Source organism: Pseudomonas sp. TH34, from assembly GCF_016650865.1.
GTDB classification, from domain to species: Bacteria; Pseudomonadota; Gammaproteobacteria; order Pseudomonadales; family Pseudomonadaceae; genus Aquipseudomonas; species Aquipseudomonas yamanorum.
This window is the reverse complement of sequence record NZ_JAEKFB010000029.1, coordinates 118016-131349: the sequence shown is the minus strand read 5'-3', so window position 1 is coordinate 131349 and position 13334 is coordinate 118016. Positions and strand designations below refer to the sequence as shown.

At 61.0% G+C, this 13334-nt stretch carries 9 protein-coding genes and 1 pseudogene; 2 read left to right on the top strand and 8 right to left on the bottom strand.

The features are described from left to right. Nucleotides 1-62: 62 nt before the first annotated feature. From JFU58_RS21615 to JFU58_RS21595, 5 genes are all read right to left on the bottom strand, one after another. Nucleotides 63-2492 carry a TonB-dependent siderophore receptor gene (locus JFU58_RS21615; protein WP_201142199.1) on the bottom strand — a complete coding sequence of 810 codons (2430 nt, stop codon included), beginning with the start codon at nt 2490-2492 and terminating at the stop codon, nt 63-65. Between the two features lie 131 nt (nt 2493-2623). Further along, the gene (locus JFU58_RS21610; protein WP_201142196.1) at nt 2624-3592 is read right to left on the bottom strand and encodes a FecR domain-containing protein; all 969 of its coding nucleotides are present in this window, start codon (nt 3590-3592) and stop codon (nt 2624-2626) included. Next, nucleotides 3589-4107, bottom strand: coding sequence for an RNA polymerase sigma factor (locus tag JFU58_RS21605; protein WP_010167452.1), 519 nt, complete (start codon nt 4105-4107; stop codon nt 3589-3591). Before JFU58_RS21605 ends, JFU58_RS21610 begins: the two co-directional genes overlap by 4 nt. Nucleotides 4108-4367: 260 nt before the next feature. Then, nucleotides 4368-5075 carry an exonuclease domain-containing protein gene (locus JFU58_RS21600; protein ID WP_177025560.1) on the bottom strand — a complete coding sequence of 236 codons (708 nt, stop codon included), beginning with the start codon at nt 5073-5075 and terminating at the stop codon, nt 4368-4370. Continuing rightward, complete coding sequence (locus tag JFU58_RS21595; RefSeq protein ID WP_177070837.1) at nt 5072-6994, bottom strand: putative nucleotidyltransferase substrate binding domain-containing protein; 1923 nt, start codon at nt 6992-6994, stop codon at nt 5072-5074. Before JFU58_RS21595 ends, JFU58_RS21600 begins: the two co-directional genes overlap by 4 nt. A 246-nt stretch (nt 6995-7240) precedes the next feature. Between JFU58_RS21595 and JFU58_RS21590 the strand changes: the two are divergent. After that, a pseudogene (locus JFU58_RS21590) lies at nt 7241-7681 on the top strand (response regulator); the annotation flags it as partial. A 159-nt stretch (nt 7682-7840) separates the two neighbouring features. Here JFU58_RS21590 and JFU58_RS21585 read toward each other — a convergent pair. Beyond that, nucleotides 7841-10018: a malate synthase G gene (locus JFU58_RS21585; protein ID WP_201142194.1), complete on the bottom strand. Its 2178-nt coding sequence runs from the start codon at nt 10016-10018 to the stop codon at nt 7841-7843. A gap of 484 nt (nt 10019-10502) precedes the next feature. On the opposite strand from JFU58_RS21585, the gene JFU58_RS21580 reads away from it, so the two are divergent. After that, nucleotides 10503-11021 (top strand): glycine cleavage system protein R, encoded by a 519-nt coding sequence (locus JFU58_RS21580; RefSeq protein ID WP_177025558.1) that lies wholly within the window; start codon nt 10503-10505, stop codon nt 11019-11021. A 222-nt stretch (nt 11022-11243) separates the two neighbouring features. Here the strand turns inward: JFU58_RS21580 and rarD are convergent, their stop codons facing one another. Together rarD and JFU58_RS21570 are read right to left on the bottom strand one after the other, a co-directional pair. Continuing rightward, a complete protein-coding gene (gene rarD, locus JFU58_RS21575; RefSeq protein WP_063026696.1) occupies nt 11244-12128 on the bottom strand; it encodes an EamA family transporter RarD in 885 nt (294 codons plus the stop codon). A 107-nt stretch (nt 12129-12235) separates the two neighbouring features. Further along, nucleotides 12236-13210, bottom strand: a complete 975-nt coding sequence (locus JFU58_RS21570) for a serine/threonine protein kinase (protein WP_017476395.1) — start codon at nt 13208-13210, stop codon at nt 12236-12238. Between the last annotated feature and the right edge of the window lie 124 nt (nt 13211-13334).

Genomic DNA, 13334 nt, shown 5'->3' with positions numbered 1-13334 from the left:
TTTCTAGCCTTCAGACACACCGAAGCCGCCCACGGGGGCGGCCTGGTTGTTAGCTCAGTCGATTACCACTGGTAGGTGGCACTGGCGACTACGCTGCGTTGGTCGCCGTAGTAGCAGTAGGAAGCATCACAGGTGGAAATGTAGTCCTTGTCGAACAGGTTGGTGGCGTTCAGTTTCAGCGATGCACCTTTGAGACTGTTGTCCAGGCGGCCGAGGTCGTAATGCACGGAGGCATCGAACACGGTGTAGGCATTGGCCTTACCCAGCCAGGTGTTGCCCTGGTCGCCATAGGTGTTGCCGGTGTAGCGGGCACCCGCGCCAATGCCGAAACCGTCAAGTACACCGGCGTGCCAGGTGTAGTCGGTCCACAGGGACGCTTGCTGGTTCGGCATCAGTTGCAGGCGGTTGCCTTTGTATTGGCCTTTTTGAACTTCGGATTTGGCCAAGGTGTACGCAGCAATGATCTTGAGGTTCTCGGTCACGTCAGATACGGCTTCCAGTTCCAGTCCCTTGACCTTCACTTCGCCGGTCTGGTTGGTGATCGACTGGCCACCGGCACCGAAGCTGGTAACGAGCACGTTCTTTTGGGTCAGGTCGTAGACGGCCGCACTCAGCAGGGTATTTGAGCCGGGCGGCTGGTACTTGACCCCCAGTTCCCATTGCTTGCCTTCGGTGGGTTTGTACGACTCGGTCGGTGAGACGCTGGCGTTACTCGCTGGCTGGAACGATTCGGCGTAGGAAAGGTACGGAACGAAGCCCGAGTCGAACACATAGCTCAGCGCGGCGTTGCCACTGAAATTCTTGCTGCGATCGGTATTGGTTGCATCGTTTTTGTTGAAGTACGTGGTGCCTTGGTGCACCCAGTCTTCACGGCCGCCCAAGGTCAGGCGCCACTTATCCAGAGCCATCTGGTCCTGGGCGTACAGGCCGGTCTGGATGGTTTTCTGGTTGTAGTCGTAATAGGCCGTGGAGCGCGCCGGGCGCACCACCGGCGTGGTGTTGACCGGGTTATAGAGGTTGACCGTTCCGCCGTCACCGAAGATCGACAGGTACGAGGTGTCGGTGCGCTGGTGATCAAGGCCGAGCAGCACGGTGTGGGTGATGTCACCGGTGGCGAAGTCAGCCTGGAAATTGTTGTCGACCGCGAACTGGCCGATGTTCTCGTCCACGTTGGTCGACGAACGGCTGGTATTGCCCTCGGCATCAATCGTCGAGTAACCGTAGGAACCCACGGTCAGTTGCTGGAAAGCCAGCTCCGACTTGGTGTAGCGCAGGTTCTGCTTGAACTGCCAGGTGTCGTTGAAGCGATGCTCAAAGGCATAGCCCAGTGCGTAGTAGGTGCGGTCGTAATACTCGTAGTCCGGGTCACCCAAATTTTTGTGATGGGACACCTCGCCCAATGGCGAGTGGATCTTGGTGCCGACAATCGGCAGGAACTGGCTGGTGGCGCCCGTATCGTCACGAGTGAACTGCGACAGGAAAGTCAGCTTGGTATCGGTGTCGATATTCCAGGTCAGGCTGGGGGCGATGTTGTAGCGCTTGTTGTCGATGTGATCGACCTGAGTGCCGGCATCGCGCACCACGCCGCTGAGGCCGTAGAGAAACTGGCCTTCATCATCGATCTTGCCGGTGCTGGCGAAGTTAATCTGGCGGTAGTTGTCGCTGCCGTATTGCACCTGAATGGCATTGCTCGATTCAGCGCTGGGACGTCGGCTGACCATATCCAGCAGGCCGCCTGGCGGGGTCTGGCCGTAGACGGATGAAGCCGGCCCACGCAGCAGCGCGAGGCGGTCGAGGTTCCAGGTTTCCGCTTTCGGGTTGGCGTACACGCCGCGTGGCAGCGGCAGGCCATCGAGGAACTGGGTAGGTTCGAAGCCACGAACACGCATCCAGTCGTAGCGGGTGTCACTGCCGTAGCTGGCGGACACGATGCCGGGCATGTACTTGACGGCGTCATCCAGGTTCTGGACGTTGCGGTCCTGCATTTGCTGGCGAGTGGCGACGGAAATCGAACGCGGGGCTTCGACCAGTGCGGTATCGGTCTTGGTGCCGGCAGCTGTGCGAGATGCCAAGTAGCCGTCAACTGGGCCCCACGCACTTTCCGCATCCGCCTGCCCGGTAATACTGGTCTCCGGCAACGCCACAACCCCCTCCGGAATCGCTACCAGGCTGAACGTGCCTGCACTGCTTTGCTCCAGTTGCAGCCCGGTCCCACGCAATGCTTCGCGCAACGCTCCCTGCGCATCGAATTGCCCTTTCACCGGCGCGGAAGTCTTGCCCGCCGCCAACCCTGGATTAAGCGTCAACGCCAGACCGGCCTGGCTGGCGATCTGGTTCAGGGTAGTGGCCAGCGGCGCTGCCGGCAGGTTGTAGGCGCGCACGCTGGAGGCCTGTTCGGCGGCGATCAGCTGGGTGCTGGCCAGCGGGGCGCTGAGGGCGATGGCCACGGCTAACAGGCTGGGGCGCAATAGGGTGTCTAGCGTGCGGGACATACGGCGGCTCCTGAATGGAAATATTTCTCAATTGCCTATGTGCCGAGCGAGATGCAAAAAGTGATAGGGCCGGATGAAAATAATTTCTATTAGTGGGTGAGTGCTGTTTTTGAGGGCCTCATCGCAGGAGCCTACGGCTTGGGCACCACCGTCACCCACCACGGCGTGTGTTGTTGAATCTGCACCGGCAAGGTCGGCAGCAGTGCATTCAGCGCCAGGTTGGTGTCGTGCAGCGGGAAGCTGCCGGTGATCCGCAGGTCGGCCACTTGTTTATCCACACCCAGGTACCCGGTGCGATAGCGGCTCAGTTCCTCAACCACGTCGCCGAGGCGCGCGTTGTCTACCACCAGCATGCCGCGTGTCCAGGCGTCGGTGCCGGGGCTGATAGCCAGCATCGGGCCGAGGCCGTCGCGGCGCATCAGGACTTGCTGGCCTTCCTTGAAGATCTGCTCCTGATGCAGCGCTTCAGGCTGCGCGCCGACGGCAGACTGCAACACGCTGAGGCGCGTGCCGTCGTCTTCGCGCTTGACGATAAACCGCGTACCCAAGGCGCGCAGGCTGCCTTCGCGAGTTTCGACAAAAAACGGGCGGGCGTCGTTGTGGCCGGTCTCGATGAGGATTTCGCCCTCCTGCAACACGATCAGCCGGCGTTTTTCGTCGAAGCGCACGTCGATGGCGCTGTGGGTATTGAGGTTGATCACCGTGCCGTCCGCCAGCTTCAGGGTGCGCTGTTCGCCGGTGGCGGTGCGCTGGTCGGCCAGCCAATAGTTGAGCGGCACGTAGCGCTGGCCGGCGAAGAGCACCAGGCCGCACACCAGCACCACACTGGCCAGGCCGCTGCCGAGCTTGCGCACGCGCTTGCGAATGCCTTCGCGCGATTGCAGCAACGCCGCACGGGCCGGGCCTGAGGCCACACTGAAACGCTGATCGAGCATGCCCAGTTGGCGCCAGGCCCGGGCGTGTTCTTCGTTGCTGGCCAGCCATTTGGCGAACTCTTCCTGTTCCACGGCGCTGCCGTCGCCCGAATCGAGGGACAGTTGCCAGGCAATGGCGGCGTCAAGCACCCGTGCCGAGACCGGCTTGGAACTGACCGGGCTCACAGCGGCTCGCCATACAGGGCGATGTAGCACTGGCGAATGCCTTGAGCCAGGTATTGCCGTACCCGAGGCACGGAAACCCCAAGACGCTGGGCGATTTCAGCGTGGCCCATGCCATCGAGGCGGTTATAGAGGAAGGCCGCGCGGGCCTTGCTCGAGAGTTTGCCCAGCAGGCGGTCGATGGCCTTGAGGTCTTCGAGTATCAGTTGCTGCTCTTCCGGGGACGGGTGCTCGCTTTCCGGGATCAGCATCAGCTCTGTGAGATAAGCCTGTTCCAGCGCGGCGCGGCGGAAGTAGTCGAACAGCAGACCCTTGGCGATGGCCACCAGAAATGCCCGCGGCTCGCGGGGCTCACGCAGTTCTTCACGGCCCAGCAGGCGCATGAAGGTGTCCTGGCTCAAGTCTTCGGCACGGCTGGGGCAGGCCACATTGCGTCGCAGCCACGCCAACAGCCAGCTGCGATGGTCGCGGTATAACGCGCCAACAAGCTCACTGTGGGGACTTTGGATGGACGACAAGGCGACACCGATCGGGAAGTTTAAACTAACGAGAATTATTCGCGATTGTGGCAGAGGTGTAAGGCGGGTGCAATTGGCGTTGGTCGGGCGGCGGCGTAATGATATCTATCATGATGATGCCGCTTGCTGTGGCGAGGGAGCTTGCTCCCGCTCGCTGCGCAGCAGTCGTAATCCAGGCAGTGCATTTATTCAGTTGGAAATGGGTTGGCTGATTTTGGGTGCGCTTCGCACCCCGGCGGGAGCGAGCTCCCTCGCCACACTTAGAATGAGGGCGCTTGCTTGCGGCGTTTCCATTGGCCCAGGCGCTGTTGTAACGCGTGCGGGCTGTCGATCTGTTGCTGCCGTGCGCGGCTGAACAAAATCAACATCAACTCCGCCGTCGCCAACGCGTCCGCACTGGCGTGATGGCGCTCGCCCACTTGCAGCTTGAAATGCGTGATCCAGTCATCCAGCCCCGCTTCGCGGATGTTGGCATCAGGGCACAGCAGCGGGGCGATGTCGGCCACGTCCAGGAACGGGTGGTTCAATCGATAGCCCAGGCTGTCCTTGAGCGCCCGGCACAGCATGTGTTGATCGAAGGGCGCATGAAACGCCAGCAGCGGACTGTCGCCGACAAACTCCATGAAGTCCATCAGCGCTTCAGCCGGATCACTGCCCGCCGCGATGGCACTGGGCCCCAGGCCGTGGATCAGCACACTGGGGCTGAGCTTGGTCTCGGCCCGTTGCAGGGTGCGTTCGAACAGCTGGGAGAAGTCCACAGCACCGTCTTCGATCACCACCGCGCCAATGGAAAGCACTTGGTCTCGATTGAGGTTCAGGCCGCTGGTTTCCAGGTCCACCACCACCCAGCGCTGGTCCCGCAGCGAACCGTCACCCAGCTCCCGTGGCTTGGGCAATTGTTCAAGCCGCCGCTGTTGCGCTGCGTCCAGGCCAGGTTTGGGTTTGCGCAGCCAGCCAAACAAGCTCACAGCTGATACCGCAAGGTCAGACTGCTTTGCAGGCGTTGGGCCTGGCGCAGGGATTCACGCAGGATGCGCCGGTCCAGGTGGTTGAGGCTGTCGGGGTCGACACGGTTGGAGTAGGGCAGGTTCTCGCGGGTTTGCAGTTGGTGCTGCTGCATGCGGGTTTGTTGAATGAAGTGGTAGGCCTCTTCATAGGCCGCACCGTCGAGACGTTCGATGACTTCCTTGGCCACCAGCTGGCGCAAGCGCTCCAGGGTGTTGATGGCGCTGATCCCGTTGGCCAATGCCAGCAGGCGAGCACCGTCGACAAAGGGCGTGAGGCCTTGCACCTTGAGGTCGAGTGTCGCCTTGTCGGCGCCTTTTCGCGTCAGCACGAAATCCCGGAAACGCCCCACCGGTGGGCGCTGGCGCAATGCGTTTTCGGCCAGCATGCGTTGGAACAAACGATTGTCCGCCACCTGGTCGAGAATGCCCTGACGCAATTGCTCGCACCCTTGCTCATCGCCCCAGACCACCCGCAAATCAAAATAGATGCTCGAACCCAGCAGGTTCTCTGGCGTTGCCTCGCGAATAAACCCGGCAAAACGCCGCGCCCATTCGGCTCGGGACAGGCACAGCTCAGGGTTGCCGGCCATGATATTGCCCTTGCACAGGGTGAAGCCGCACAGCGCCAGGCTCTGGTTGATCTGCTGTGCCAGGGGCAGTAAGCGGCCACGAATCTCGGCGGCCTCGGCGGCGTCCCTGGCTTCGAACAGAATGCCGTTGTCCTGGTCGGTATACAGCGTCTGCTCGCGGCGGCCCTCGCTGCCGAAACACAACCAACTGAACGGCACGCCGGGGTCGCCCTTGTCAGCCAAGGTCAACTCGATGACGCGGCACACCGTGTGGTCATTGAGCAAGGTGATGATGTGGGTGATCTGCGTGGACGAAGCACCGTGGGCCAGCATGCGTTCCACCAACTGGCCGATTTCGCCACGGATCGCCACCAGGTTTTCGACCCTGGGCGCATTGCGAATGGTGCGCGCCAAGTGCACCAGGTCCACCCGTTGCAGGGAAAACAGATCGCGCTCGGACACCACGCCACACAGGCGCTGATCCTTGACCAGGCACACGTGGGCAATATGCCGTTCGGTCATCGCGATCGCAGCGTCGAAGGCGCTGTGGTCCGGGGTGAGAAAGAACGGCGCCTGGGTCATATGGCGCTCGATGCCCTGGCTGAAATCGCTGGTGCCGTCGGCCACCACCTGGCGCAGGTCCCGCAGGGTGAAAATCCCCAGGGGCGCCTTGTGCTCGTCGACGATCACGATGCTGCCCACTTGCTGCTCGTGCATTTGCGTGACCGCTTCACGCAGCGGCGTCAGCGGGCTGCAGGTCACCGGGTGACGCATGGCCAATTCGCCCAGGCGGGTGTTCAGCGAATATTGCGTGCCGAGGGTTTCTACGGCCTTTTGCTGGACTTGCTGGTTGACCTGGTCCAGCAGGCTGCTCACCCCGCGCAAGGCGAAATCGCGAAATACGCTGGAAAGGGCGAATAGCTTGATAAAGGCCGGTTTGTTCAGTTGCAGGCAGAAGGTGTCTTCGGCGGCTTTATGCTCTGTGCGGGTCGCCCGTTCACCCAGCAGTGCCGCCAGTGGGAAACATTCACCGGTGGTGATTTCAAAGGTGGTTTCGGCTGAATCCGGCCGCTCGCCGACCACGCGGCCCTGCTTGACGATATAGAAGTGTTCCACCGGCCCGCCAGAGGGCTTGAGGATGCTCTCGCCGGGGGCGTAGAAGCGCAATTGGCACTGCTCTACCAGAAACCCCAGGTGGGTGTTCTCCATCTGGTTGAACGGCGGGAAGCGTTGCAGGAATTGCAGGGTGCCGTGGATGTTCTGCAACACAGCGGTTTTCCCCGCTTGTGTGAAAGCATCAGCTTTACTCATACCTATGACCGCAGTTTTTTTGTCGTTATCGTTCCCCATGGTCGACTCCTGCGCTGCGGGTGCCCATTGGACGTAAGTCTAGGTAGCGATTCGCCCTCACTGACTAGGGAAAAACCTTACATGAATATCGTCCAAACCCCGTAGAACGCCCACTAGGCAAACTTTCCGACGAAGTGCACATTGTTCGCCCTTCCGGCGATGTCTGACTTCTGTGCTGGGAGATTGTTTAGAACTGCCGAGAAACGTATGTCCGACCACGATATTTTGAGTGACGCCGAGCGCGAGGCCCTGAGCGCGGTTATGCAGGAGCCTGATTTACCGCCACAACGGGTTTTGATCGTGGATGACGACAAGGACGCGCGGGAACTGTTGGCAGAAATTCTTGGCTTGGACGGTATTCGTTGCATGACCGCCGACAGCGGCGAGGCGGCATGGGACTTGTTGAGCTCCAGCAGCTCCATTGGCTTACTGATCACTGACCTGCGCATGGCACCGAGCAACGGGTTGCAATTGATTCGCCAGGTACGCGAATCCACCCGGGCGGCGCTGCCGATCATCATCATGTCGGGGGACGCTGAAGCGCCCGACGTTATTGATGCGATGCATTTGAGCGTGGTGGATTTTTTGCTCAAGCCCATTGATAGCGTGAAGCTGGCGAAGATGGTGAAGCGGGAGTTGGGAATAGCCCCGTCGCCAGGCAGTGACGAGCCCCACAAGGTGTATCGTCCTACCCCGCATCGTCCCCATACGCCTCAGAAACACTCAATCAGTAAGAAAAAATAGCCTTTAGCACACACAAAAAAGCCCTGATCTTTCGATCAGGGCTTTTTCGTTTCTAGCACTTACTCACAGACCATTCTTGGCCTTGAACTCCCGACGCCGGCGGTGCAACACCGGCTCGGTGTAACCGTTCGGCTGCTTGGTCCCTTCAATCACCAACTCCACCGCCGCCTGGAACGCGATGTTGCTGTCGAAATCCGGAGCCAGCGGGCGATACAGCGCATCCCCGGCGTTCTGACGGTCCACCACCGGCGCCATGCGCTTGAGGCTTTCCATCACCTGGGCTTCATTGACGATGCCATGGCGCAACCAGTTGGCAATATGCTGGCTGGAGATACGCAGGGTGGCGCGGTCTTCCATCAGACCGACGTCGTTGATGTCCGGCACTTTCGAACAACCCACGCCCTGGTCGATCCAACGCACCACGTAACCGAGGATGCCCTGGGCGTTGTTGTCCAGTTCGTTGCGGATTTCTTCGTCGGACCAATCGGTATTCTGGGCCAGAGGAATGGTCAGGATATCGTCGACCGACGCGCGTTCGCGCTTGGCCAGCTCAGCCTGGCGGGCGAATACGTCAACCTTGTGGTAGTGCAGCGCGTGCAGCGCAGCCGCCGTTGGCGAAGGAACCCATGCCGTGTTGGCGCCGGCCAGCGGGTGAGCAATTTTCTGCTCGAGCATGGCGGCCATCAGGTCGGGCATGGCCCACATGCCTTTACCGATTTGTGCGCGGCCTTGCAGGCCGGTGCTCAAGCCGATATCGACGTTCCAGTTTTCGTAGGCGCCGATCCATTTCTCAGCCTTCATGGCGGCCTTGCGCACCATCGCGCCCGCCTCCATGGAGGTGTGGATTTCATCGCCGGTACGGTCGAGGAAGCCGGTGTTGATAAACACCACGCGCTCGCTGGCCGCCTTGATGCAGGCCTTGAGGTTGACCGTGGTGCGGCGCTCCTCGTCCATGATCCCGACTTTGAGGGTGTTGCGTGGCAGGTTCAGCACGTCTTCGATGCGGCCGAACAGCTCGTTGGTGAACGCGGCTTCTTCCGGGCCATGCATCTTCGGCTTAACGATGTACACCGAACCGGTGCGGCTGTTCTTGCGGCTGGTGTTGCCGTTGAGGCTGTCGATCGCCGACAGGCTGGTGAGCAGGCCGTCGAGAATGCCTTCCGGCACTTCGTTGCCGTCTTTGTCGAGGATGGCGTCGATGGTCATCAAGTGGCCAACGTTGCGCACGAACAGCAGCGAACGACCGTGCAGGGTCACTTCCTTACCGTCGGCACCGGTGTAGACGCGGTCGGCGTTCATGGTGCGGGTGAAAGTCTTGCCACCCTTGGCGACTTCTTCCGACAGGTCGCCCTTCATCAGGCCGAGCCAGTTGCGGTAGATCACCACCTTGTCATCGGCATCGACGGCGGCGACGGAGTCTTCGCAGTCCATGATGGTGGTCAGGGCGGCTTCCATCAGCACGTCTTTCACGCCGGCGGCGTCGGTCTGGCCGACCGGGGTGCTGGCGTCGATCTGGATTTCGAAGTGCAGGCCATTGTGCTTGAGCAGGACGGCAGTCGGCTTGGCAGCGTCGCCCTGGTAGCCGATCAGTTGCGCATCGCTGCGCAGGCCGCTGTTGCTGCCGCCCTTGAGGCTGACCACCAGCTTGCCGTCGACGATCTTGTAGCCAGTGGAGTCCACGTGGCTGCCGGCAGCCAATGGCGCGGCTTCGTCAAGGAAAGCGCGGGCGAAGGCGATGACCTTGTCGCCACGCACCTTGTTGTAGCCTTTGCCCTTCTCGGCGCCGTCGGCTTCGCTGATGGCGTCGGTGCCATACAGCGCGTCATACAGAGAGCCCCAGCGCGCATTCGAGGCGTTGAGGGCGAAACGGGCGTTCATTACCGGCACTACCAGCTGCGGGCCGGCCATGTGGGCAATTTCTTCATCGACGTTTTGGGTCGAGGCCTGGAAATCCGCGGCTTCTGGCAGCAGGTATCCGATATCTTGAAGGAAGGCTTTGTAGGCCACAGCGTCGTGTGCCTGGCCGGCGTGGGCCTGGTGCCAGGTGTCGATCCGCGCTTGAAAATCGTCGCGTTTGGCGAGTAGGGCTTTGTTCTTCGGCGCCAGGTCGTGGATGACCTTGTCGGCACCGGCCCAGAACTGGTCGGCGGTAATGCCGGTACCAGGAATGGCTTCGTTGTTCACGAAGTCGAACAGGACTTTGGCGACCTGCAGGCCACCGACTTGAACGTGTTCAGTCATTGCTTGCCTCACTCTGCGGAGCTTATGCGCTTTTCAGCTTTTCAATTTACCAATGAAGCCTCTGGCCATGTAAACCGCGAACATGCCGCACCAGTACATGCCGTTGAAGGCGGCTGGGCGGGCTGCGTCGCGGTGCGTGGTTGCCTTGGCAGACATCGACCTAACGTTATGTAGTGCGCGATTGGGCATACTACATGATGAGTTGCGGTTGTGAAAATTAGACTAAATACGTCGTTTAGCGACCCACTTTGGTCGTACGGTCACAGTGGGGTACAGGATGTTCTCAAAAAACTATTGGATTGTTCCAGATAAATATAAAAATGGTACACGATTTGTTTTCGTGGACGCCTGCGTCCACTTTGTAGGAGCGAGCTTGCTCGCGAGGATCGTTAACGATAACGCGGGATGCCTTACACCCAACGGTGCTCTCACGTTCTTCGCGAGCAAGCTCGCTCCTAAAGAATCATAAGAAGAGGACCACACCATGGACCATCTCGTACTGACTGTCATCGCCCCGGACAAACCCGGCGTGGTCGAACGCATCGCCCAATGCATCGCCGCCCATGGCGGCAACTGGCTGGAAAGCCGCATGGCGCACATGGCTGGGCAGTTTGCCGGGATCTTGCGGGTGAGCGTGCCGGCGGAAAATCGTCTGGATTTGATTGGGGCGCTGGAAGACTTGTCCACCCACGGCATTCGCGTGCTGCAGGGCGAAAGCAGTTCGGTCGCCGCCAGTGAGTCGCAACCGATCGCGATGGCGTTGGTGGGCAATGACCGGCCGGGGATTGTTCGCGACATCACCGCGCTGCTCAGCAAGCAGGGCGTCAACCTGGAGCGCTTGATCACCGACGTGCGACCGGCACCGATGAGCAGCGACCTGCTGTTCCACGCCGAAGCCTTGTTGGCGGTGCCGTTGACGCTGCCACTGGAGACCTTGCAGGCGGCATTAGAAACCCTGGCAGACGACCTGATGGTGGAACTGGAGCTGCGCAGCGAGGAATAGTTGCCCACAAGGTTATGCATGGAAATCTTGCATGGGCCTGTGGATAACCTGTAGAGACCCGCGTCCAGCCCAGGCGGGCCGCGGCTCTTCGCCGGCTGAGCAAAAAACGAGCAGTTTCAAGGGCTTGTGCACAAACGCCGGGGATCAGGCTGTGGATAACCTTGGGGTGAATGCCTGCAAGCCACGCCGGCTGTAGCTTGCAGGAGTCTGTACGTTATTTGATCAGTTTTTCCGCACGGTCAGCCAGGCGTCGAGGCTGTAAACCACCAGGCCGGCCCAGATAAAGCAGAAAGCGATCAACGTGGCCGGCGCCAGATGTTCATTGAACAGCAGCACCGCTTCCAGCAGCACCAATGTCGGCGCCACGTATTGCAGGAAGCCCAGGGCGGTGTAGGGCAAATGCCGCGCGGCGGCGTTGAAACACACCAGCGGGATCAGTGTCACCGGGCCAGCGGCCACCAGCCACCACGCTTCGGAGGTGCCCCAGAATTCCATCTGTGCACTGTGGGCAGACGGGTTGAACAGTAGCCATGCAATGGCAATCGGCACCAGCATCCAGGTTTCCACCACCAGCCCGGGCAATGCCTTGACCGGCGCCTGCTTGCGGATCAAACCGTAGAAACCAAAGGTGGCTGCCAGTACCAGGGACACCCAGGGCAAGCTGCCGACCTGCCACACCTGTTGCGCCACGCCCACTGCCGCCAGGCCCACGGCCACCCATTGCAGGCGGCGCAGGCGCTCGCCCAGAATCACCATGCCCAGCAGCACGTTCACCAGCGGGTTGATGTAGTAACCGAGACTGGCCTCGAGCATGCGGCCACTGTTCACCGACCACACGTAGGTCAGCCAGTTGGCCGCGATCAAGGTGCCGCTCAGGGCGAGGATTGCCAGGCGCTTGGGGTTGTCCCGCAGTTCTCGGAGCCAGCCCGGGTGTTTCCAGACCATCAGCAGCAAACTGCCAAACAGCGCGGACCACAGCACGCGGTTGACGATGATTTCTGCGGCGGGAACGCTGGCGATGGCCTTGAAGTAGATCGGGAACAGGCCCCAGATGACGTAGGCACTCAGGCCCAGGATGTACCCGCGACGGGGGTTGGCGGCTTGCATGCAGAATCCTTGCTTAGGCAGCTAACAAAGCCGCGATTGTAAGGATATTTGTCAGGGTATGTGTGTTGAAAGTGTAGGGCCCAAGGTGAGGGCCCAGACGGTAGGGATCAGAACAGCTTCAACGGTTCTTCGTTGAGCGCCGACAACTGCTCGCGCAACGCCAGCACCTGGTCGCCCCAGTAACGTTCGCTGCCAAACCACGGGAAGCTGTGGGGGAACGCCGGGTCGTCCCAGCGCCGTGCGAGCCAGGCGCTGTAGTGCATCAGGCGCAGGGCGCGCAGCGGTTCGATCAGGGCCAGTTCGCGTGGGTCGAAGTCGTGGAATTCCTGGTAGCCGTCCATCAGCTCCGACAGCTGCCCCAGGCATTCCTGACGGTCGCCGGCGAGCATCATCCACAGGTCCTGAACGGCAGGGCCCATGCGGCAGTCGTCGAGGTCGACGATGTGGAACATCTCGTCGCGGCACATCATGTTGCCGGGGTGGCAATCGCCGTGCATGCGGATGTTCTTGTGGGGCGTGGCCTTGTAGACCTCTTCCACCCGCTTGAGCAGGTCGCGGGCGACGGACTCGTAGGCCGGCAGCAGGCTGCGGGGAATGAAATTGCCTTCCAGCAGGGTGTTCAGCGAGTCGTGACCGAAATTCTTCACGCCCAGGGCTTCGCGGTGTTCGAAGGGGCGGGTGGAACCGACCGCGTGCAGGCGCCCGAGCAGTTGGCCCAGGCGATACAACTGATCGAGGTTGCCCGGCTCCGGCGCGCGGCCACCCCGGCGCGGGAACAGGGTGAAGCGGAAGCCGGCGTGTTCGAACAGGCTTTCGCCGTTGTGAATCATCGGCGCCACCACCGGCACGTCGCACTCGGCCAGTTCGAAGGTGAAGCTGTGTTCTTCGAGGATCGCTTCGTTGGTCCAGCGCTGTGGCCGGTAGAACTTGGCGATCAAGGGCTCGGAGTCTTCGATGCCGACCTGGTACACACGGTTTTCGTAGCTGTTGAGCGCGAGGATGCGGGCGTCGCTGAGGAAACCGATGCTTTCGACAGCGTCGAGCACCAGGTCAGGGGTCAGTGTTTCAAACGGGTGTGCCATGCGAACTCCTGCGCGCAGCAGGGCGCCGCGTCCGGCCGGGTATGGTAACGCACCGGGGTCGAGATAGGTGGTGACTGTTAGTCCGCCATCGCGGGCAAGCCCGGCTCCCACAGGAGTAATCGGT